The organism is Aromatoleum evansii (assembly GCF_012910805.1).
GTDB classification, from domain to species: Bacteria; Pseudomonadota; Gammaproteobacteria; order Burkholderiales; family Rhodocyclaceae; genus Aromatoleum; species Aromatoleum evansii.
The window spans coordinates 1-21,309 of the sequence record NZ_WTVK01000043.1; the positions used below are offsets into that span (position 1 = coordinate 1).

A 21,309-nucleotide genomic window follows, 5' to 3' on the forward strand; every position below is an offset into this window, starting at 1 on the left:
GACCGGGGAGGGGTTGGGGGAGAAGTCCCCGCCTGCACGAAACCGGTGTGGTGCTCAGTTTTTCTTTGCGGCCGGTACGCAGATCAGCACCGAGACGATCGCAATCACGCAGGCGACGACGCCGGTCATGATCCCGCCGAATGCGGCGCTTGCGAGCCCGTCGGGGTTGGTCGAGATCATCGTGCCGTACACCACCGTGGCGATCGCCAGTCCGAAGCTGCCACCGAGCGAGCTCGCCATCTTGTAGATGCCGGATGCCGAACCGGCCTTTTCCGGGGGTGCTTCGCCGACCGCGATGTTGGTCGAAGGGGTGGCCGAGACGCCGAAGCCCAGACCCATCAGCGCAAGGCCGACCGCCACCAGCACGAGATACAGGGTGCCGTCGATGAAGGTCAGCGCCTGCAGGCCGATACCGATTGCCGCGAGCGTGCAGCCGACAAGCATCGGGCTGCGTGCGCCGAACTTGCGGCCGATCTTCTCGCCGACGCGGATCATCACGAGCGTCGCAGCGGTGTAGCCGAGGGTCAGCATGCCGGCATCGAAGGGAGTGAGACCGCGGCCCTGCTGCAGGTAGGTCATCAGGATCATCAGGCTACCCAGCGTCGAGTTCAGCATGAAGTTCGAGATCACGGCACCGTTGTAGGAGCGGCGGTTGAGCAGCGAGAGATCGACCAACGGCGACTTGCGGCGTTTTTCGTAGATGGTGAAGGCGAGCAGCACGACGAAGGCGATGACGAAGCCGCTGACGATCAGCATGTCGGTCCAGCCCAGAGAACGGCCCTTGGTGATGCTCAGATTCAGGGTCAGCAGGCCCACGACCAGCAGGGCGAGGCCGATGAAGTCGAAGCGCTGGTCGCGAGGCCCGTGCTCGTTCTTGCTTTCCGGCGTCTCGGCCATCGCGTACAGGGCGATCAGCGCGACGGGGATCACGAGCCAGAAGGACCAGCGCCAGCCGAGGTAGGACGCGACCGCGCCACCGAAGATGTTGCACAGGCCACCGCCGCCCCACGACGAGATCGACCAGAAGCTCAGCGCGCGCAGGCGTTCCGGGCCGGTGTAATAGGCATTTACCAGCGCCAGCGTGGAAGGCATGATCATCGCGGCGGCGATGCCCTGTAGCGCGCGGCCGATCGTCAGGATGGTGGTGTTTTCGGCGAGGCCGCACACTGCGGCGCCGATCATCGCAACCACCAGGCCCGCGCGGGCGACCTTAACGCGTCCGATCTTGTCGGCGATACTGCCGGCCGGGACGATGAAGACGCCCGACATCAGGGCGGTGATGCTGATCGGCAGGCCCAGTTCGTCGGCCGTGATGCCGAAGGCGCTGCTGATCGTCGGCACCAGGGCCGTGATAGCGAGTGCAAAGAGCCAATAAGTCGATACGCCGAGACACATGCCCAGGATCAGGCGATTGGTACCCCGGTAACCGGATGCCAGGGCATCTACTGACGCCCGGGTCGTGGCTAGTGCATTGGACATGATGCTCACCTTTAGTTTTGGCTGACTCGATTCGCTGCCGATGCGTGCGGCGCTTGATGCGCTGGTGCAGTCGGCGCTCGGGTGTCGAGGCTTAAGTTGCATGCTTCAACAGTTGCAAAACTAAACCAACAAGTTGCACGAAGCAACTAATAGTGAGTATGTGTTGACAATTGTCAAAAGAGCGTGCGGCGGCGTGGGGGCACGAACGGGTGGCGCAGGTCGTGGATAGGCGTCGAGCCGTCCCTGACCGCAGCGAGAAGAGGCTCGGCATTCGTGCCCGAAAGGCGTGGGACCTGGCGGCGCTTGAGGGCTTGCCGGCGGAAGAGGGAACCGCGTGCGGGAATGAAACGCGCGGGTGGTGCAGGCGCCGGAGCGGGCGCCTGCAAGGTGGGCTCAGGCCGCTTCGAAATGCTCCAGCATCAGCTGCAGGCTGGTGACGCCGTTGTATTCGTTCGGCGCCAGGCGGAAGGCCGCGCGGATCTGCTGCGGCGCGCCCTCGGCGAAGTTGAAGCGGATGCCGTCGAAGCGCACGTTGTTCTTCGACAGCTGAAGCTTGAGGTGCTTGTCCTTCAGCAGGCGCTGGTTGTCGACGCGGAACACGTCGTCGAACAGCGGTGCCGGGAAGCCCTGGCCCCAGATGTCCTGCTCGATCAGCCGTGCGGCTTCCAGGCTCATGTAACCGGTTTCGAGCGGCCCGTCGGTGTCCAGCGTGCGCGTCAGGTTGGCGGGTGCCACGAGGGACTGCACCGTCTCCTCGAACACGCGCTGGAAGCGGTCGTAGTCCGTCTCGCGGATCGTCAGGCCTGCCGCCATCGAATGCCCGCCGAAGCGCAGGATCAGATCGGGATATTGCTTGCTCACCAGATCGAGGGCGTCGCGCAGATGCAGGTTCTGGATCGAGCGGCCGGAGCCCTTCAACTGCCCCTCGTCGCCGCGGGCGAAGGCGATCACCGGGCGGTGCAGCCGTTCCTTGATCCGGCCGGCGACGATGCCGATCACCCCCTGGTGCCAATCCGGCTCGAACAGGCTGACGGTGGCGCAGTTGCCCGGGTCGAACTCCGCCAGGCGCAGCAGGGCGCCTTCCTGCATGTCCTGCTCGATGCTGCGGCGTTCGCGGTTGAGCCGATCGAGCTCCTGTGCGATGTTGAGCGCGCGGCCCATGTCGTCGGTGACCAGGCACTCGATGCCGAGGCTCATGTCCGACAGGCGGCCAGCGGCGTTCAGGCGCGGACCGAGCCCGAAGCCCATGTCGAAGGTGCTCGCACGCAAGGCGTCGCGGCCCGCCACCGAGAACAGCGCGCGGATGCCGGGCTGCATGCGGTCGGCACGCATCCGCGCGAGGCCTTGCGACACGAGGATACGGTTGTTGTGGTCGAGCTTGACGACGTCCGCGACCGTGCCGAGGGCCACGAGATCCAGCAGTTCGCCGAGGTTAGGCTCCTGGCGCCCGGCAAACGCGCCACGTTCCCGCAATTCGGCGCGCAGCGCGAGCATGGTGTAGAACATCACGCCGACGCCGGCGAGCGACTTGCTCGGAAAATCGCAACCCGGTTGGTTCGGGTTCACGATCACGTCGGCGTCGGGCAGCGTGTCGCCCGGCAGGTGGTGATCGGTGATCACCGTCGCCATGCCGTAGCTGCGCGCCGCAGCGACGCCCTCCACGCTGGCGATGCCGTTGTCGACGGTGATCAGCACGTCGGGCTCCATGCGTGCGGCCAGCTCGACGATGGCGGGCGTCAGCCCGTAACCGTACTCGAAGCGGTTCGGCACCAGGTAGCCGACGTCCGCACCGAAGGCCCGCAGGGCCCGCACACCCACTGCGCAGGCGGTTGCCCCGTCGCAGTCGTAGTCGGCGACGATCACCATGCGTGCGCCGGCCTCGATTGCATCGGCCAGCAGCTCGGCCGCTTCGCGCGCCCCCTTCAGGGCCGCGGGCGGGAGGAGCGCCTTGAGCGAGTAGTCGAGCTCTTCGCGGCGCGAAATGCCGCGCGCGGCGTAGATGCGGGCCAGCAAGGGGTGGGTGCCGGCGTCGATCAGGCGCTGCATGGAGCGGGGCGGGATCGCCCGCGGCTGGATTCGGGTCATCGTGTGCCTGGGGCGTGAGGAGGGGCGAGGTCGGCCGTGCCACCCGGCAGCGCCGCGGCTGCGGGTGCGATCGACTTCAGCAGGGTGTCGAGCGAGAGGGGCTTGCGCCAGAATTTCCATGCGTCGGTGGCGCGCAGCTCGAGCGTGAGCGTTCCGCGGTCGCCCGGCGCCGTGAGCTTCAGCGCGCGCAGGCGCTTGCCGCGCAGGGCCGCTGCGAGCGGCGCGAACCAGTCCTGCTCCAGCATCGTCAGCCGCTTGCGCCAGCTGTCGATGTCGAGATGCCGCGCGGGGAGCAGCAGGTCTTCCAGTACGACCAGCGAGTCGCCTTCCAGGGCCTTGGCGCAGTCGGGCGCGCCAACGGCGGTTCCGGCGGCGAGGGCGAAGCCGCGCACGAGCGGGTCGGCGGTCTGGACCATGCTCGCGCCCGGTTGCGCGGCGGCGCGAAGCGTGCCCGCTCCCCAGAACCACAGGCTGTTCGCCGGCCTGCGACCGGCCGCCTCGCGCGCCTGATTGACCGGATGGTTGTGCAGCACGATCTGCAGTTCGTTCATCGTGCGCTGCCACAGGCGCGCGTCGTCGCCTTCCGGAAGGAAGTCGCGGATGGGGCGGCCGACAACGTCGTGCAGCGGAAAGAAGCGCGCACGGGTCGTTGCTCTCAGGCGCAGGTACCAGCGGTTCGGCGTCGCGGCCTCGAAGCTCCCGAGGTCGCCGAAGGTGTCGTTCAGTGCCGCGACGAGCACGGCAACCTCTTCCGGCCGCAGCTCGTCGGCCGGAAATTCGCCGAGCAGCAGGTGCTCGCGTGCGAACGAGAGGTTGACCGGGTCGGCGCACAGCCAGTCCGTGTCGGCTGCAGCTGCGGGGAGCGCGGGTTCGCCGAGCCGGCGCAGGGCGGCGAGGGGAAGCGCTCCGGCATCGGCGGGGTAGCCCATCAGACGCGCGAGCTGCGCATCGAGCGGCTCGAAGGGCGCGAAGCTGCGCCGTCCCAGGCCGAGCAGCCATGCGAGCGAAGTCAGTTGGAGGCCCGAGGCGGGCCCGAGGGCGGAGACCGCCGGCCAGATCAGGCCGGGGACGACAAGATGAATCTGCATGGGACGCCGGGTGAAAATCCGCGGCGCAGAGTCTAGCACACCGGCCCGTCCCGCCCGAGCGCGGCACGCCGCGCGCAGGCGGAGTCCGGGGGGCTTAAGCCTTCTTCGCCCAGGCCATGCAATAGCCGTTCGGAGAGATCTCGGTGTCGTTGGGGAAGACCTTACAGCCACCCGGGGCGGTCGGCGAGGCGCCCGGGACGAACAGGTTGCAGTTTTCACACTTCTTGTCGCCTTCGGGCGTGTCCTTGTATTTCATCGAAGTGCGAATGCCTTCGTTCTTCGCTGCCAGGGCGACGATCGGAATCATTGCGAGGGTCATGCCACCCATCTTCAGCATGTTGCGGCGGGACTGATTCATCGGACTCTCCTGTTATCGCCCAGGTCGGGCGACATGTATTATCCATATGGGATTTATATATTCCAATTGAATTGAATGTCGAGTCGCCCGCATGCGCGTGGTGCAGCGCTATCAGCCGGGTGATCTGCCCCGGAAACGATGCGGGCGCCGCGGGACCATCGGTGCTGGTCCGGGGCGCCCGTCAGGTATCGGGATGCGCTTGCGGCATCCGCCGCGGCTTACTTCCCGCGAACGAGGACCAGCGAGGTGGTCGCGAGGCGAACCAGGTCCTCCGCGACGTTGCCGACGAACAGGCGCGCGAAGCCGCGGCGCCCGTGCGTTCCGGCGACGATCACGTCAGCCTGCCAGGCATTGGCGCCCTCGACGATCCACTCGGCAACGCGCTTGTGCGCCAGTTCGATCTTGTCGTCGCTTTCGAGCAGCGCCGAGTCGGCCAGCACGCCGGCGTCGGCGGCCTTCTTTACCGCGGCTTCGAGCAGGGCGTTGCCGGCCTTGCGCATCGCTTCCTCGACCTGCGCGACATCGAGCAGGGCCTCCAGCCCGACCGTGCTGCGCACCGGGGCTTCGTCGGCGACGTGCACGATGCGCAGGGCAGCTCCCAGAGCCTTGGCGAGCGTGATTGCTTCGTCCAGGGCGGCATTGGAGGTCGCGCTGTCATCGACCGCGACCAGAATCCTCTTGTACATGTGATGCTCCGATGAATACGGGATGATGGGTTTTCGCGCAGGGCCGGCGCCGCCCGCTAACGGGGCGCCGGCCGCTGTCGCCGACCTTTACGGCGTGGGTACCAGCAGGGTGAAGGGCGGCACGTACGCCTGCAGGGTCACCAGCAGCCCGACGAGGATGGCCAGCGCGATCGAGTGGAAGAACACATAGCGCAGGATGTCGCCTTCATGTCCGAACCAGCGGGTGGCGGTACTCGCCACGACGATCGACTGGGCATCGATCATCTTGCCCATCACGCCGCCGGAGCTGTTCGCCGACGCCATTAGGATCGGGTTCAGCCCGAGTTGTTCCGCCGTGACCTTCTGCAGGCCGCCGAACAGCACGTTCGCCGCGGTGTCCGAACCGGTCAGCGCCACGCCCAGCCAGCCGAGGAGGGTGCCGAACAGCGGGTACAGCGCGCCGGTGTTGGCGAAGGCGAGGCCCAGCGTCGCGTCGAGGCCCGAGTAGCGGGTGAGGTAGCCGAGGCCCAGCATGATCACGATGGTCAGCAGCGACATCTTCACCAGCTTGATCGTGCGCCAGTAGACACCGAAGAGCTGGCCCAGGCTGAACTTCATCAGCAGGCCGGAGACGATCGCGGCGATGAAGATGCCGCTACCGGTCGCCGACAGCCAGTTGAAGGTGTACACCGCCGCCTCCTTGTGCGGGGCGGCCACGACCGGCGGAACCTTCTCGATCAGGTTGTGCAGGCCGGCGAAGGGGATCTTGAACACCGAGAGCGTGTCAAGCCACTTCTTGAAGTCCGGGATGCCCCAGATGAACACGAAGACGGTGAGAACAACCCAAGGCATCCATGCGGCGATGATGGCGCGGCGGTCGGGGCGCACGTTCGACGCGGGCGTGGCGGGCTCCTGCGGCACCTGGCTCGCCGAGTCGTCCTTGCGGCCCTGCAGCGCGGTCGAGGTCCACACCTTCTTCGGCTTCCACACCTTCAGGAAGAGGATCAGCGTCACCATCGATACGATCGCCGCCACCACGTCCACCAGCCAGGGACCGTGGAAATTCGACACGAGGAATTGCGGGATCGCGAACGACACGCCGGTCACGAGGATTGCGGGCCAGATCTGGATCATGCCGCGGAAACCGGCGAATGCCCAGATCAACCAGAACGGCACCAGCACCGAGAAGAACGGCAGCTGACGGCCGATCATCGCGGAAAGCTGATGGAGGTCGAGGCCCGTGACGGCGGCCAGCGCGATCACCGGCGTGCCGAGTGCGCCATAGGCCACCGGTGCGGTGTTGGCGATGAGGGCGAGGCCCGAAGCGGCCAGCGGCGAAAAGCCGAGGCCGATCAGGATCGCGCCGGTCACGGCGACGGGGGTGCCGAAGCCCGCGGCGCCTTCGAAGAACGCGCCGAAGCTGAACGCGATCAGCAGCAGCTGCAGGCGGCGGTCATCGGTGATGCCGGTGAGGCTTTGCTGCAGCACCTTGAACGAACCGTTCTCGGTCGTGAGCTGATGCAGGAAGATGATGTTGAGCACGATCCAGCCGATCGGCAGCAAGCCGAACATGGCGCCGTACAGCGTGGCATTGCCTGCCATTGCGGCCGGCATCCCGAACACGAAGATCGCGATCAGGAGTGCGCTGCCGAGGCCCAGTGCGGCGGCGACGTGGGCTTTCATGTGCAGGAAACCGAGGCCGACGAGCATCACGACGACGGGAATCGACGCGACTGCGCTGGAGAGCCAGATGTTGTTGAATGGATCGTAAAGCTGTTGCCAGACCACGTTGGTGTGCCCCCTTAATTGTTTGAAGGACCGTGAACGTCGTTCCCGGTGCGCGGCAAACGATACGAAGAAGTTGTCTGACAAGCTACGGGGGTATTCCCTGTCGGGGGAAACCCCAATGGAATTCCGGCCTGCTCGTGGGGCGGCGGACACGCGAGTTCCCAATTCCGCCGCGCACAGGGCACAATGCCGGGTTTCCCGAAAAAGCAGACGGTTTCCGCCCCAAGCTATGCGATACGAATTACTGGTTGGGCTGCGTTACACGCGGTCGCGAAAACGTGCGCAGGGCCGCAATCGCTTCATCTCCTTCATTTCGCTCGTGTCGATGCTGGGCACTGGCCTGGGCGTTGCGGCGCTGATCGTCGTGCTGTCGGTGATGAACGGTTTCCAGGAAGAGTTGCGCACGCGCATCCTGGGGGTCGCGTCGCACATCCAGATATCGGGCCCCGGCGGCGAGCTGGAATCGTGGCAGCAGGTGGCGGACGACGCGAGCCGCCATCCGGACGTGCGGGCAGCGGCGCCGTATGTGCAGGAACAGGCCATGCTGTCCTTCGAGCAGGCGGTGCGCGGCACGCTCGTGCGCGGGGTGCTGCCGGACGCCGAGGACAAGGTCGCCGACTTCGCCCGCCACATGCGCGCGGGCAGCTTCCGCGCGCTGCAGCCCGGGCGCTTCGGCATCATCCTCGGGCGCGACCTGGCGTTCGCGCTGCGCGTGCAGGTCGGAGACAAGGTGACCCTGATCGCACCGCAGGGGCTCGTAACCCCCGCCGCAGTGCTGCCGCGCGTCAAACAGTTCGAAGTGGTGGGCATCTTCGAAGCGGGAATGTACGAATACGATTCCGGACTGGCGCTGGTGCACATGCAGGACGCACAGGTGCTGTACCGGCTGGACGAGCGCGTGAGCGGCGTGCGTCTCAAGCTCGACGATCTCTTCGCCGCGCCGCGCGTGGCGCGGGAACTGGTCGGATCGATGGAGGCGGACCTCGCCGTGAGCGACTGGACGCGCAGCCACGCCAACTTCTTCCGTGCCGTGGCGCTGGAGAAGACGATGATGACGATCATCCTCTTCCTGATCGTCGCGGTCGCGGCCTTCAACATCGTCTCGACGCTGGTGATGGCGGTGCAGGAAAAGTACGCGGACATCGCCATCCTGCGCACGCTGGGCGCGAGCCCGGGCTCGATCATGGGGATCTTCGTGCTGCAGGGCGCGATCATCGGACTCGTGGGCCTCGCGGGCGGCGTGATCGGCGGCCTGCTGCTGGCCAACAACCTCGACGTGATCATCCCCGCGCTCGAGACCCTGACCGGCGCGACGCTGTGGAACAAGGAAATCTATTACATCAGCGAGCTGCCGTCGAAGGTGCTGACGTCGGACGTCGTCACTATCGTGTCCGTGTCCTTCGTCCTGACCCTGGTTGCGACCCTGTATCCGAGCTGGCGCGCGAGCCGCGTGAACCCCGCGGAGGCGCTGCGCTATGAATGAGCCGATGAACGAAACCGTGCTGGCCTGCCGCGGCCTGACCAAGAGCTTCCGCGAGGGCGCCGATGCCGTGCGGGTGTTGCAAGACGTCACACTGGAGGTGAAGCGGGGCGAGCGGTTGTCCATCGTCGGGGCCTCCGGTTCGGGCAAGAGCACGCTGCTGCATCTGCTGGGCGGGCTGGACGTGCCGGGCGCGGGCTCCGTCGAGCTGATGGGGCGCGAGTTCTCGCGCATGTCGGACGCCGAGCGGGGGGCGGCACGCAACGAGAGGCTGGGCTTCGTGTACCAGTTCCATCATCTGCTGCCCGAGTTCTCGGCGCTCGAGAACGTGGCGATGCCGCTCTACATCCGGCGCCTGGACCGTGCCGACGCGGAAGCGCGCGCCGAAGCCATGCTCAAGGAAGTCGGGCTCGGCCACCGCCTAGACCACGCACCGGGCGAACTCTCGGGGGGCGAGCGCCAGCGCGCCGCGATCGCGCGGGCTCTGGTGACGCAACCGGCCTGCGTGCTGGCGGACGAGCCCACCGGAAACCTGGATCGCAAGACTGCCGAGGTGATCTTCGACCTGATGCTGAGCCTCAACGAGCGGCACGCGACCAGCTTCGTCATCGTCACGCACGACGAGGGGCTTGCACGCCGCACGCAGCGCACCCTGCGCCTCGAGGACGGACGCCTGCTCTGATCGCGTGCGGCGGCTGCCTGGCGGCTTTCAGGAGCCGGAGCTGCGCCGCGCGCGGCGGCCGTGCCAGGCGCGGATCAGCCACACGCGCCAGGCCGCCTTGACGCCGATGTAGCCGACGAGCGAAAAGACCGCCGCGAGCACGATCAGCCCCAGCGCCAGGGGCTTGCCCAATCCCACCATCCAGTCCGCCAGCGCGCCCAGCCATTGGGCGAACTGCAGTTCGCCCATGTCCGGCGGCTGCACGAAGCCGTTGGTGCTCATGCCCATCACGCGGCTGCCGACGCCATATGCGAGCACATACAGGGGCACGATGGTGAGGGGATTGGAGTACAGCGTGGTCACCACCGCGAGTGGCAGATTGACGCGAAACATCACGCATCCTGCTGCTGCCGCGAGTGCCTGGAAGGGGCCTGGAATCAAGCCGCAGAACAGGCCCAAAGCGATCGCTCCCGCAGCGGAGTGGCGATTCAGGTGCCACAGGCGCGGGTGGAGCAGGGAGTTGGCGAAGGGGCGCAGCCAGCGGTTGCTGTGCACCGATTCGTGATTCGGCAGGAAGCGTTTGATCGTGTTGCGCATTCTCGCTGTGGGCGTCGAAGTCCTGTTTGTCGTGGCGACGGCCGTCCGGATCGCTCGGCGCGCGGCCCTTGCCCGCGCTCGCTTCTGCGCGCATGATCCGGGTTTATGCAAATGGCAATTTTCGCGTTCGCTGCGGGCGTCTGGGCCGGGCAGTACCAGGCGCAGTTGCCGTCGCATTCCTGGCTCGCCGCACTATCGGGCGGTTTGACCGTCATCTGCGTCGTCGCGTTTCAATGGTACAAGTCCGGTGTCGCGCGCGCGAACCTGTTTCGCGCACTGATCGTGGCGATTGCGCTGGCCATCGGGTTCGCGTGGTCGAGCTGGCGTGCAGTGTGGCGGCTCGCCGACGAACTGCCAAGAGCCGTCGAAATGCGCGACGTGGAGCTGACGGGTTTCGTGGCCGAGTTGCCGGAGCCGGGCGGGCAGGGGGTGCGCTTCGTCCTTCAGGTCGAAAAGGCGTCCGCCGCTGTGCCCGAACGCGTGCTTCTGTCGTGGTACGCAGGCGAACGGGGTGAGGGCGCGCTGCCGTCGCTGCGGCCCGGCGAGCGCTGGCGCTTTACCGCCCGTCTCAAGCGGCCCCACGGCCTCGCGAATCCCGAACTTTTCGATTACGAGGCGGCGTTGCTCGAACGCGGAATTCGCGCCACCGGCAGCGTGCGCGCCTCGCCCGCGCCGGTCCGTATCGACGAATTCGTGGTACGGCCGGCAACGCTCGTGCACCGCCTGCGCGACGCCATCCGCGCGCGTTTCAACGCCGCGCTGCCGGGTGCCGACTATGGCGGGGTGCTCGTCGCGCTGGCCGTGGGGGATCAGCGTGCCATCCCCGACGAGCAGTGGGCGGTATTCCGCAACACCGGGATCAGTCATCTCATAAGCATATCCGGGTTGCATGTATCGATGATCGGCCTGCTCGTCGGCTGGCTGGCCGGAAAGGCATGGCGCCGGTCGCAGCGGCGGATGTTGCGGGTTCCGGCCATGAAGGTGGCCGCGGCCAGCGGGCTTGCCGCAGCGGCCGTCTATGCGGTCCTTGCCGGCATGGGCATCCCCACTCAGCGCTCGCTGATCATGATCGCCGTAGTCGCGGTGGCGATCCTCGGCGGGCGGGCGCCATCCGGCGGTATCGTGCTCGCGCTCGCATTGCTGTGCGTGCTCCTGTTCGATCCGTGGGCGGTGCTGGCGGCGGGGTTCTGGTTGTCCTTCGGCGCCGTCGCTATCCTGATGTTTCTCCTCGGCGGCCGCGTCCGTGCGGAGAAGGGTTGGCGCGCGGCGGTGGCGGGCCAGCTCGGCATCACCCTCGCGATGATCCCAGGGTTGGTCATCCTGTTCAATGGCTTCTCCATGGTTTCGCCGCTCGCCAATGCACTGGCGATCCCGCTGGTGAGCTTCGTCATCACGCCGCTCACGCTGCTGGCCATCGTCCTGCCCTTCACGAGCCTGCTGGAGCTGGCGCACTGGTTCTTCGGCGTGCTGATGGTGGTCCTCGAATGGCTGTCGGCCCGGCCCTTCGCGATGTGGTCGCAGGCCGCGCCGCCCGGCTTCCTCGCGGCAACGGCGCTCATCGGCGTCGGGTGGCTGATGCTCCCGCGCGGCACGCCGGGACGTGCGGCGGGGGCGCTGGCCATGCTGCCGATGCTCGCATGGGTGCCCGAGCGACCCGCTTACGGGGCGTTCCGCATGACCGTGCTGGATGTCGGTCAGGGGACGGCGGTGCACGTCCGCACGGCACGTCACGAACTCGTCTACGACACCGGGCCGGCCTACCGTCAGGGTGGAGACGCGGGGATGCGGGTCCTGCTTCCGTATTTCGGTGCCGCAGGTGTCAGGCGCATCGACCGCCTCGTCGTCTCGCACGACGACCTGGACCACTCGGGCGGCCTCGCGACCCTGCTCGCCGCCGGCGTCGTGAGCGGGGTGATGGCCAACTTCGATCTGCCTGCGCCTTCGGACGGTCGGCTGCAACCGCCCCGGCGCCCATGTCTGGCGGGCGACGGCTGGTCCTGGGACGGTGTGGACTTCCGTGTCCTTCATCCCGACGAGAGGGAACTCGACACGGGCTCGGACAACGACGCCTCCTGCGTGCTGCGAATTTCCGCGCATGGCGGCTCCGTGCTGCTGGCAGGCGACATCGAGCGTGCCGCCGAGCGGCGTCTGCTCGCCCGGGCGGGCGAATCTCTGGGCAGCACCGTCGTGGTCGTGCCGCACCACGGGAGCAAGTCCTCGTCCGGCGAGCCGTTTATCGCGGCCGTCGCCCCGCGTGCAGCGATCCACTCGGCGGGCTACCTCAATCAGTTCCATCACCCGCATCCGGGCGTGCTGGAGCGCTGGTCGGCGGCGGGTGCGACGAACTGGCGCACCGACGGGCAGGGCGCGATCCTTGTCGATGTCGGTGCGCGCGAAATCGAGATCACCTCCTGGCGCGATGTTGCGAGGCGCTACTGGTACGGGAGGTAGGCGTTCGTTCTGTTACACTTGAGAGCCCTGCCGAGCACACCGGGATTCCGATTCAATGAGTCTGCTAGATACCCTGCGCCGTCTGCTGAGGCCCGAACCGCCCCCTTCGCGCGCCGTGCAGCCCGTGGTGGACCGGCCGTGGCATGGCGTGCGAGAACGGTCGGTGCAGTGCATCGGTCCGCACGGGTTTCATCGCATGGCGTATGTGGAATGGGGCGACCCGGCCAACCGCAAGGTGCTGGTCTGCGCGCACGGTCTCACGCGCAACGGGCGCGACTTCGATTTTCTCGCCCGGGCACTGGCGGACGACTACCGCGTGGTGTGCCCCGACGTGGTGGGGCGCGGTCGCAGCGACTGGCTCGGCGTGAAGTCCGACTACGGCTTCCCGCTGTACGTTGCGGATATGGTGACGCTGCTGGCGCGGCTGGATGCCGACACGGTGCATTGGGTCGGAACATCAATGGGCGGGATCATCGGCATGCTGCTCGCCAGCAGGCCGCACACGCCGATTTCGCGGCTCGTCCTCAACGACGTCGGGCCGGTGATCACGGCGGCCTCGCTGCGACGCATCGGCGAATACGTCGGGAATGCGCCGAAATTCGGCAGCATGGCCGAGGCCGAGGCCTGGATCCGCGTCGTGAGTGCCCCCTTCGGTCCGCTCACCGACGATCAGTGGCAACACCTCACGCGTTATTCGGTGCGTCCCGTCGAGGGAGGTTTCGCGATGGTGTACGACCCCGGGCTGGGCGATGTCTTCCGCGCGGCACCCGTCGTGGTCGATATCGATCTGTGGGATGTGTACAAGGCGATCCAGTGTCCGACGCTTGCGATTCGCGGCGCCGAATCGGATCTGCTGACCCCCGAGACCTTCAGCCGGATGGGCGACACCGGGCCGCGGGCGCGCCTGGCCGAGATACAAGGGGTGGGGCACGCGCCGGTGCTGATGGACCATGAACAGATCGCGCTGGTGCGCGATTTCCTGCTCGAACGATGAGGCGCACGGTGCAGGAGGCGGGCACACGATGAGCAGCATCTCGACGCTCGACTGGGTTGCGCTCGGCTGGTTTCTCGCGGCCTGGGCGGGCTATGGGTGGCTATCGGAAAACAGCCGCTGGTCGCAGCGCGGCCTGATGGGCGTAAGCCATCGCTTCCGGCTCGACTGGGCGCGCGAGATGCTCGCACGCGACATGCGCGTCAGCGATGCGGCATTGGTGGGCAACCTCATGCAGAGCGTGTCCTTCTACGCGAACACCACGATCTACATCATCGCCGGTCTGCTCGCCGTGCTCGGGGCGCTCGACCAGGCGATGCGCTTCACCGCCGACCTGCCTTTTGCGCGCGCCACCTCGCGCGAGCTGGCCGAACTGAAGCTGCTGCTGTTGCTGACCGTGTTCGTCGTCGCCTACTTCAAGTTTACGTGGTCGCTGCGCCAGTTCAACATGCTCTCCATCCTCATCGGCGCGAGTCCGACGAATCCCGACGGGGCAGGGCATGAGCGCATGGTGCAGCGGGTCGCGATGGTGAACTCGCTGGCCGGCGACGAGTTCAATCGCGGTATCCGCGCCTACTATTTCGGGCTTGCGGCAGTTGCCTGGTTCATCCAGCCCTGGCTCTTCCTGTTCCTGACCGCGCTGGTGGTCGTGGTGCTGTACCGTCGTGACTTTGCTTCGTCGGTACTGGTGGTGCTCGACCGCGACGGCGCCTGAGGCGGCCGCGCCCGGCCCGGACGAATCAGTCGTCGCTTGCCGGGCGCGCCAGTCTCAGTGCAGGTGGCGGGGCGCCTGTTCGCCGTGCTCGTCAGGCATCTCCGCGTGCACGATCTCGCCCTCCGGTGAGGGGTAGAGCGGTGCACCGCAGTCATCGCAGTATTCGAGCGGGAAACGGTGCTCGAGGTTCACGATTTCGGTGACGCCGCAATCGCGCAGCACCGCCTCGATTTCGGCGTGCGAGTCGGTCGTCTCGTCTTCCGCGCCGAGCAGCGGCCACACGACGCCGTGAACGACTTCTTCCTTGCCGCGCAGGGTCAGCCCGACGCGGTACTCCTCGAGTTCGCGGTCGTAGAAGGGCGCGATCACGGCGCGGACGTTCGCGGCCGGCGTATCCAGCTCGGCGCCGAGGAAGGCCACCGAGGCGCGGATCGCATACGGGCGGCTGTCCTTGTCGGCCTGGCGGCTGGCAGCGAAATACGCTTCCGGCAATACGACTTCCATTGCACAGCCCGGCAGCAGGGGGGTGAGGCAGGCACCACCCTGCATGCGCCACTGCGTCATGCATTGCTCGCGCGTACGGTCGGACTGTTGCCAGGCGAACAGCGCCTCGCCCTTGGGTACGGCGATTGCGGCGAGCAGGTAACGCGTGTCGGACAGGAACTGCGCCGTTTCGGGCATACCTTCGGTGTCGATGCGCAGGTCCTTCCCGGCGACGGCAGCACGCCCTAGCTCGGCGGCGAACGCGGCAGTGGCGCAGTAGCCCTGTGGCAGCTGGTCGGGGCTGAAGAGGAAGTCGGCCAGCGCCAGTTTCACTTTGTCGGCGAGGACGTGGGCCTGCAGGTGCACCCGCAAATTCGCCAGAACGGCCGCGGAAACGGTGCTGGACGGGATGCGATAGCGCGACCATGCCAGCACCGGTGCGGCGATGAGCAGGATGTCGTGATCCGGGGAGATGCCGGACGCGCTCTCCGCACGCGACTCGATGTAGTCGGCGAGTTCGTCGTAGGCGCGCGGGTCGGCGGCGTACAGATGGTCGAGCGCAGCATTCAGGGTGTCTTCGCCGCCTTCCTCGAGAATGCGGTCGAGGCTCTCGCACAGCAGCCGGTCCCAGTAGCGGTCTTCCGCGCGGCTGCCGGATTCGGCCAGGCCCGTTGCGAGCCAGATCAGGTTTTCGGCGTCGCGGCCCAAACCACCGCGGCGTTTTTGACGGGGTCTCTTCATGGAAATTCCTGTTTGGGGGATCTTGCAGCGCCTGCGCAGTTCAGTACGCAGGTTTGTTGAGCCTTACGGCCTGTAGGATGGTAGCCGAAATCTCCTCGATCGATTTCGTCGTCGAGTCGAGCCAGGGGATGTTCTCGCGGCGCATCAGCTTCTGCGCAGCCTCGATCTCGAAGCGGCAGTTCTCGATTGCGGCGTATCGGCTGTTCGGGCGGCGCTCCTGGCGGATCTGCGAAAGCCGCTCGGGCGCGATCGTGAGGCCGAACAGCTTGCCACGGTGGCGGTGCAGTTCGCCGGGCAGCTTGTTGCGCTCGAAGTCCTCGGGGATGAGGGGGTAGTTCGCGGCCTTCACGCCGAACTGCATCGCCAGATAGAGGCTGGTGGGCGTCTTGCCCGAGCGCGACACGCCGACGAGGATCACGTCCGCGTCGGCGAGTTCTCCGTCCGTCGAGATCCCGTCGTCATGCGACATGGCGAAGTTGATCGCCTCGATCCGCGCCTTGTAGTCCTGGCTCTCGGCGATGCCGTGGAAGCGTCCCACCGTGTGGGTCGAGCGCTGGCCGAGTTCGGCCTCCAGCGGCACGATGAACTGCTCGAAGAGGTCAACGAACAGGGCATCGACGTCGCGCAACCCGCTTTCGGGGTGCGGATTCACGAGGGTGCTGAAGACGATCGGGCGGACGCCGTCGGCCGCCCGTGCCTCGCGGATCTGGCGGGCAGCGTCGAGTGCCTTGTCGAGGTCGTCGACGAAGGGGATGCGGACCTGGCGCAACCCGGAATTCGGGAACTGCGCGAGCAGGCTGTGGCCCAGCGTTTCGGCCGTGATGCCGGTGCCGTCGGAGATGAAGAATACGGTCCGGGGAGGATTTTCGCTCATGGTGGGGGCCAAAGATCGTTACATACGGGAAAACCTGTCATGCGGCAAAGCAGCAAAATTCGCTAAAATCACATTTTGCTTTCTCCCCAACGAAACCGGAAGGCCATTCATGACCCGTTATGTCATCCCCTTCACTGAACTGCGCATGTCGGACGTAGAGCAGGTCGGTGGCAAGAACGCCTCGCTCGGCGAGATGATCAGCCAGTTGCCCGCCAGTGTGCGGGTTCCTGGCGGATTCGCCACCACTGCCGATGCGTTCCGCGAGTTCCTCGCCCACCAGGGGCTCGCGGAGAAAATCCGTGCGGCGCTCGATGCGCTGGATGTGGATGACGTCGAAAAGCTGGCGAAGACCGGCGCGCAGATCCGCCAGTGGGTTGTCGATACCCCCTTCCCGGCCAAGTTGGAAGAGGAGATTCGCGCAGCGTACACCGCACTGACCGCTGAAGGCGAGGGCAGTTTCGCGGTGCGCTCGTCGGCGACCGCCGAGGACCTGCCGGACGCGTCGTTCGCCGGCCAGCAGGAAACCTTCCTGAACATCCACGGCTACGAGAACATCCTGCACGCGATGAAGGAAGTGTTCGCGTCGCTGTATAACGACCGTGCGATCGCCTACCGCGTGCACAAGGGCTTCGCGCACGCCGACGTGGCGCTGTCGGCCGGCGTGCAGCGCATGGTGCGCTCGGATACCGGTGCCTCGGGCGTGATGTTCACCATCGACACCGAATCGGGCTTCGACAACGTCGTGTTCATCACGGCCTCCTACGGCCTTGGCGAGACCGTCGTGCAGGGCGCGGTGAATCCGGACGAGTTCTATGTGCACAAGCAGACGCTGGCGCAGGGCAAGCCCGCGGTGATCCGCCGCAACCTCGGCTCCAAGCTGATCAAGATGGTCTTCGCCGACAAGAAGGAAGCCGGCAAGTCGGTGCGCACCGTCGACGTGCCCGAGGCCGACCGCGTCAAGTTCTCGCTGACGAACGAGGACGTGCTCGAACTGGCGCGCTACGCCGTGGTGATCGAGCAGCACTATGGCCGCCCGATGGACATCGAATGGGGCAAGGACGGCCAGGACGGCAAGCTCTACATTCTCCAGGCGCGCCCCGAGACGGTGAAGAGCCAGTCCAACGGGCTGGTGATGGAGAAGTACCGCCTCAAGCAGTACGGCAAGGCGCTGACGCACGGCCGCGCGATCGGCCAGAAGATCGGCGTCGGCACCGTGCGCGTGGTTGCCGATGCGTCCGAGATGAGCCGTGTGCAGGCGGGCGACATCCTCGTCACCGACATGACCGACCCGAACTGGGAGCCGGTGATGAAGCGCGCCAGCGCGATCGTCACCAACCGCGGCGGCCGCACTTGCCACGCCGCGATCATCGCGCGCGAGCTGGGCATCCCGGCCATCGTCGGTTGCGGCAACGCGACCGAAGTGCTGTCGGAAGGCGACTCGGTGACCGTGTCGTGCGCCGAGGGTGACACCGGCTACGTCTATCGCGGCAAGCTCGATTTCGAGGTGATCACGACGGACATGGGCAACCTGCCCGAGATCCCGGTCAAGATCATGATGAACGTGGGCAACCCGGAGCTCGCCTTCGAGTTCGCGCAGATCCCGAACGGCGGCGTCGGCCTTGCGCGCCTCGAGTTCGTCATCAACAACATGATCGGGATCCACCCGAAGGCGATCCTCGAACTGAACCAGGTCCCGGCCAGCCTGCGCGACGAGATCCTGCGCCGGTCGCGCGGCTACGCGACGCCCAAGCAGTTCTTCATCGAGAAGCTGGTGGAAGGCGTGGCGACGATCGCTGCGGCCTTCTATCCGAAGCCCGTCATCGTCCGCATGTCCGACTTCAAGTCGAACGAGTACCGCAAGCTCCTGGGTGGCGAGATCTACGAGCCGGAGGAAGAAAACCCGATGCTGGGCTTCCGCGGCGCCTCGCGCTACATCGCGCACAGCTTCCGCGACTGCTTCGAACTCGAGTGCATCGCGATGAAGAAGGTGCGCAATGAACTGGGGCTGACCAACGTCCAGATCATGGTGCCCTTCGTGCGCAACGTCGAGGAGGCCGCCGGCGTCGTCGACCTGCTCGCGCGGCACGACCTCAAGCGCGGCGTGAACGATCTCAAGCTCATCATGATGTGCGAGATTCCGTCCAACGCCCTGCTGGCCGACCAGTTCCTCGAGCACTTCGACGGCTTCTCGATCGGCTCGAACGACCTGACCCAGCTCACGCTGGGCCTGGACCGCGACTCGGGCCTGGTCGCCCATGCGTTCGACGAGCGCGATCCCGCCGTGAAGCAGCTGCTGTCGATGGCGATCAAGTCCGCCAACCGGCTCGGCAAGTATGTCGGCATCTGCGGCCAGGGGCCGTCGGACCACGCCGATTTCGCCGAGTGGCTGATGGACGAGGGCATCCAGACGATCTCGCTGAACCCGGATACGGTCGTCGATACCTGGCTCAAGCTGTCCGAGCACGCGGGCAAGTAAGACCGCTCCCGGCGGAAACAGGAACGGCGGCCGCGGCCGCCGTTTTCATTCTTGCGCCGCGCGCGTCAGAGCGCGGCGGCGATGCGCGTGCCCTGGTCGATCGCTCGCTTTGCATCCAGCTCCGCCGCAACGTCGGCGCCGCCCGCCAGATGGACCTCGACTCCCACAGCCTGCAGCGGTCCCTGCAGCTCACGCAGCGGATCCTGGCCGGCGCACACGACAATCGTGTCGACGGGCAGGAGCTTGTCCTCGTCGCCCAGCCGCACATGCAGGCCGGCGTCGTCGATCTTCGTGTAGCTGACGCCGGCAAGCATCTTCACGCCCCGCCGTCCAAGCAGTGTGCGCCGGATCCAGCCGGTCGTCTTCGCGAGGCCGTCGCCGACCTTGCTCGGCTTGCGCTGCAGCAACCACAGCTCGCGCGTACGCGCTTCCTCCACGGGCGGGCATAGGCCGCCACGCGCCGCGTAAGTGGCGTCGATTCCCCATTCGCGGCGGTAGTGCTCGATGGGGTCGTCGGCGAGATCGGCATGCGTGAGCAGTTCGCTGACGTCGAAGCCTATCCCGCCCGCGCCGATCACCGCCACCTTGCGCCCCACCGGCTTGCGGCCGGTGATCACGTCGATGTAGCTGGCGACCATGGGATGGTCGATGCCGGGAATGTCCGGCGTGCGCGGCGTGATCCCGGTGGCAAGCACCACGCTGTCGAAGCGGCCGGCGAGCTCCTCCGCGGTGACGCGGTGGTTGAGACGGATCTCCACCCCTGCCTTCTCCAGGCGCCGGCCGAAGTAGCGCAGCGTCTCGGCAAACTCCTCCTTGCCGGGAATCCGCTTTGCGAGGTTAAACTGGCCCCCGATCCGCTCCGTTGCCTCGAACAGCGTCACGGCGTGGCCGCGTTCGGCCGCAGTGGCGGCAGCTGCCATGCCCGCGGGGCCGGCGCCGACGACGGCGACGCGCTTCCGCGCCGGCGCCGGGGCGATCACCAGCTCCGTTTCGCGGCAGGCGACCGGGTTCACGAGGCAGGTGCAGGGCCTGGCCTCGAAGATGTGGTCGAGACAGGCCTGATTGCACGCGATGCAGGTGTTGATCTCGTCGCCACGTCCGGCGGCCGCCTTGGCGACGAAATCCGGGTCGGCGAGGAAGGGGCGCGCCATCGACACCATGTCGGCGTCGCCGCGGGCGAGAACCTGCTCGGCGACCTCGGGGGTGTTGATGCGGTTCGAGGTGATCAGCGGGATGCCGACCTCACCCTTCATGCGGCGCGTGACCCAGCTGAAGGCGGCTCGCGGCACCATCGTCGCGATCGTCGGAATGCGCGCCTCATGCCAGCCCACGCCGGTGTTGATGAGCGTCGCTCCGGCGGCCTCGATGGCCTTTGCGAGCGAGACGATCTCCTGCCACGGTGCGCCGCCGTCGACCAGGTCGAGCATCGAGATGCGGTAGATGATGATGAAGTCGGGGCCAACGCGTTCCCGCACGCGCCGCACAATCTCGACCGGGAAGCGATGGCGGTTCTCCATGCTGCCGCCCCAGCGGTCGGTGCGGTGGTTGGTGTGCAGAACCGTGAACTCGTTGATCAGATAACCTTCGGAGCCCATCACCTCGACGCCGTCGTAGCCGGCATCTCGCGCCAGCGCAGCGCAGCGGGCGTAATCCTCGATGGTGCGTTCGATGTCCTCTTCGCTCATCTCGCGCGGCGTCACCGGCGAAATGGGCGCCTTAAGGGCCGACGGTGCCACCGAGCCGCGGTGATACGCGTAGCGGCCCGTGTGGAGGATCTGCATGCAGATGCGTCCGCCCTCGGCATGCACGCTCTGCGTGATCAGGCGATGCTGCGCGACTTCCTCGTCGTTCGTCAGTGCGCTTGCGCCGGGGAAGATCAGGCCGTCCGAATTGGGCGAGATACCGCCTGTCACGATCAGGCCGACTCCGCCGCGTGCGCGCGCCGCGTAGAACGCGGCGAGCTTCTGGAAACCGTTGCCGGACTCCTCCAGCCCGGTGTGCATCGAACCCATCAGTACGCGATTCTTGAGCGTGCAGAAGCCCAGATCGAGCGGCTGGAGCAGGGTCGGGTAGGCGTTCGCGGCGGTCATTCGGGTCTCCTCGGAATTCGATTCTTGGGTGTCGGAACGTACGGTTCCGTATTGTGCCGTCCGCGTGATGATAGTGCCTGCAGTGGGGGCGGACCAGTGGGTCGCGCTTGAAGCATCGTGAGCCGCAAAGCCGCGTGAATGGCCGATCGGGCTGATTCGGGAGTGATCGGGGTGGTTCCGGCTTGACGCATCGTATTGATTTGGTGATAGAATTCGCCGCCTTTGTTCCGGCGTTTTGGATTTGCACGAATGGATTTGGCCGGGATCCGTTTTCGCCCATCGCACGC

At 66.6% G+C, this 21,309-nt stretch carries 16 protein-coding genes; 6 read left to right on the forward strand and 10 right to left on the reverse strand.

The features are described 5' to 3' along the window. Window positions 1–54: 54 nt before the first annotated feature. From GO615_RS19600 to GO615_RS19625, 6 genes are all read right to left on the reverse strand, one after another. Window positions 55–1,479, reverse strand: a complete 1,425-nt coding sequence (locus GO615_RS19600; RefSeq protein ID WP_169131144.1) for an MFS transporter — start codon at window positions 1,477–1,479, stop codon at window positions 55–57. A gap of 393 nt (window positions 1,480–1,872) precedes the next feature. Then, on the reverse strand, window positions 1,873–3,564 hold the full coding sequence (recJ, locus tag GO615_RS19605; protein WP_169131146.1) for a single-stranded-DNA-specific exonuclease RecJ: 1,692 nt from the start codon (window positions 3,562–3,564) through the stop codon (window positions 1,873–1,875). Continuing rightward, window positions 3,561–4,652 (reverse strand): hypothetical protein, encoded by a 1,092-nt coding sequence (locus GO615_RS19610; RefSeq protein WP_169131148.1) that lies wholly within the window; start codon window positions 4,650–4,652, stop codon window positions 3,561–3,563. The genes recJ and GO615_RS19610 overlap by 4 nt, the downstream gene beginning before the upstream one ends. A 94-nt stretch (window positions 4,653–4,746) precedes the next feature. Further along, window positions 4,747–5,010, reverse strand: a complete 264-nt coding sequence (locus GO615_RS19615) for a high-potential iron-sulfur protein (RefSeq protein WP_169131150.1) — start codon at window positions 5,008–5,010, stop codon at window positions 4,747–4,749. Window positions 5,011–5,228: 218 nt separating this feature from the next. Beyond that, entirely contained in the window at window positions 5,229–5,696 is a 468-nt protein-coding gene (locus GO615_RS19620; protein ID WP_169131153.1) for a universal stress protein, read from the reverse strand. Between the two features lie 87 nt (window positions 5,697–5,783). Continuing rightward, a complete protein-coding gene (locus GO615_RS19625) occupies window positions 5,784–7,463 on the reverse strand; it encodes a lactate permease LctP family transporter (RefSeq protein WP_169131155.1) in 1,680 nt (559 codons plus the stop codon). A 229-nt stretch (window positions 7,464–7,692) separates the two neighbouring features. On the opposite strand from GO615_RS19625, the gene GO615_RS19630 reads away from it, so the two are divergent. Both GO615_RS19630 and lolD read left to right on the forward strand, forming a co-directional pair. Continuing rightward, entirely contained in the window at window positions 7,693–8,946 is a 1,254-nt protein-coding gene (locus tag GO615_RS19630; protein WP_169131156.1) for a lipoprotein-releasing ABC transporter permease subunit, read from the forward strand. Beyond that, complete coding sequence (gene lolD, locus GO615_RS19635) at window positions 8,939–9,625, forward strand: lipoprotein-releasing ABC transporter ATP-binding protein LolD (RefSeq protein ID WP_169131158.1); 687 nt, start codon at window positions 8,939–8,941, stop codon at window positions 9,623–9,625. The genes GO615_RS19630 and lolD overlap by 8 nt, the downstream gene beginning before the upstream one ends. Window positions 9,626–9,652: 27 nt before the next feature. On the opposite strand, the gene GO615_RS19640 is transcribed toward lolD, so the two are convergent. After that, a complete protein-coding gene (locus GO615_RS19640) occupies window positions 9,653–10,201 on the reverse strand; it encodes a DUF2062 domain-containing protein (protein ID WP_169131160.1) in 549 nt (182 codons plus the stop codon). 111 nt (window positions 10,202–10,312) lie between these two features. On the opposite strand from GO615_RS19640, the gene GO615_RS19645 reads away from it, so the two are divergent. Genes GO615_RS19645 through GO615_RS19655 form a run of 3 tightly spaced genes read left to right on the forward strand, consistent with a single transcriptional unit; the run spans window position 10,313 to window position 14,358 of the window. Then, the gene (locus GO615_RS19645) at window positions 10,313–12,652 is read left to right on the forward strand and encodes a DNA internalization-related competence protein ComEC/Rec2 (protein WP_246262377.1); all 2,340 of its coding nucleotides are present in this window, start codon (window positions 10,313–10,315) and stop codon (window positions 12,650–12,652) included. Window positions 12,653–12,707: 55 nt separating this feature from the next. Continuing rightward, the gene (locus GO615_RS19650; RefSeq protein ID WP_211167239.1) at window positions 12,708–13,646 is read left to right on the forward strand and encodes an alpha/beta fold hydrolase; all 939 of its coding nucleotides are present in this window, start codon (window positions 12,708–12,710) and stop codon (window positions 13,644–13,646) included. A gap of 28 nt (window positions 13,647–13,674) precedes the next feature. Beyond that, on the forward strand, window positions 13,675–14,358 hold the full coding sequence (locus tag GO615_RS19655; protein ID WP_169131164.1) for a DUF599 domain-containing protein: 684 nt from the start codon (window positions 13,675–13,677) through the stop codon (window positions 14,356–14,358). A 54-nt stretch (window positions 14,359–14,412) separates the two neighbouring features. Here the strand turns inward: GO615_RS19655 and GO615_RS19660 are convergent, their stop codons facing one another. Together GO615_RS19660 and ppsR are read right to left on the reverse strand one after the other, a co-directional pair. Further along, window positions 14,413–15,582 carry a DUF2863 family protein gene (locus tag GO615_RS19660; protein WP_169131166.1) on the reverse strand — a complete coding sequence of 390 codons (1,170 nt, stop codon included), beginning with the start codon at window positions 15,580–15,582 and terminating at the stop codon, window positions 14,413–14,415. A gap of 40 nt (window positions 15,583–15,622) precedes the next feature. Continuing rightward, entirely contained in the window at window positions 15,623–16,456 is an 834-nt protein-coding gene (gene ppsR / locus GO615_RS19665) for a posphoenolpyruvate synthetase regulatory kinase/phosphorylase PpsR (RefSeq protein WP_169131168.1), read from the reverse strand. A gap of 109 nt (window positions 16,457–16,565) precedes the next feature. Between ppsR and ppsA the strand changes: the two genes are divergently transcribed. Further along, window positions 16,566–18,932, forward strand: coding sequence for a phosphoenolpyruvate synthase (gene ppsA, locus GO615_RS19670; RefSeq protein WP_169131170.1), 2,367 nt, complete (start codon window positions 16,566–16,568; stop codon window positions 18,930–18,932). A 65-nt stretch (window positions 18,933–18,997) separates the two neighbouring features. On the opposite strand, the gene GO615_RS19675 is transcribed toward ppsA, so the two are convergent. After that, entirely contained in the window at window positions 18,998–21,022 is a 2,025-nt protein-coding gene (locus tag GO615_RS19675; RefSeq protein ID WP_169131172.1) for an NADPH-dependent 2,4-dienoyl-CoA reductase, read from the reverse strand. Window positions 21,023–21,309 lie beyond the last annotated feature (287 nt).

Bases quoted from the DNA above. Each gene is read 5' to 3' on its own strand.
- GO615_RS19650 (WP_211167239.1), top strand. From the start codon at position 12,708: ATGAGTCTGCTAGATACCCTGCGCCGTCTGCTGAGGCCCGAACCGCCC.
- GO615_RS19675 (WP_169131172.1), bottom strand. From the start codon at position 21,022: ATGACCGCCGCGAACGCCTACCCGACCCTGCTCCAGCCGCTCGATCTG.
- GO615_RS19660 (WP_169131166.1), bottom strand. From the start codon at position 15,582: ATGAAGAGACCCCGTCAAAAACGCCGCGGTGGTTTGGGCCGCGACGCC.
- GO615_RS19645 (WP_246262377.1), top strand. From the start codon at position 10,313: ATGGCAATTTTCGCGTTCGCTGCGGGCGTCTGGGCCGGGCAGTACCAG.
- GO615_RS19655 (WP_169131164.1), top strand. From the start codon at position 13,675: ATGAGCAGCATCTCGACGCTCGACTGGGTTGCGCTCGGCTGGTTTCTC.
- ppsR (WP_169131168.1), bottom strand. From the start codon at position 16,456: ATGAGCGAAAATCCTCCCCGGACCGTATTCTTCATCTCCGACGGCACC.
- GO615_RS19600 (WP_169131144.1), bottom strand. From the start codon at position 1,479: ATGTCCAATGCACTAGCCACGACCCGGGCGTCAGTAGATGCCCTGGCA.
- GO615_RS19610 (WP_169131148.1), bottom strand. From the start codon at position 4,652: ATGCAGATTCATCTTGTCGTCCCCGGCCTGATCTGGCCGGCGGTCTCC.
- GO615_RS19615 (WP_169131150.1), bottom strand. From the start codon at position 5,010: ATGAATCAGTCCCGCCGCAACATGCTGAAGATGGGTGGCATGACCCTC.
- lolD (WP_169131158.1), top strand. From the start codon at position 8,939: ATGAATGAGCCGATGAACGAAACCGTGCTGGCCTGCCGCGGCCTGACC.
- GO615_RS19620 (WP_169131153.1), bottom strand. From the start codon at position 5,696: ATGTACAAGAGGATTCTGGTCGCGGTCGATGACAGCGCGACCTCCAAT.
- ppsA (WP_169131170.1), top strand. From the start codon at position 16,566: ATGACCCGTTATGTCATCCCCTTCACTGAACTGCGCATGTCGGACGTA.
- GO615_RS19640 (WP_169131160.1), bottom strand. From the start codon at position 10,201: ATGCGCAACACGATCAAACGCTTCCTGCCGAATCACGAATCGGTGCAC.
- recJ (WP_169131146.1), bottom strand. From the start codon at position 3,564: ATGACCCGAATCCAGCCGCGGGCGATCCCGCCCCGCTCCATGCAGCGC.
- GO615_RS19630 (WP_169131156.1), top strand. From the start codon at position 7,693: ATGCGATACGAATTACTGGTTGGGCTGCGTTACACGCGGTCGCGAAAA.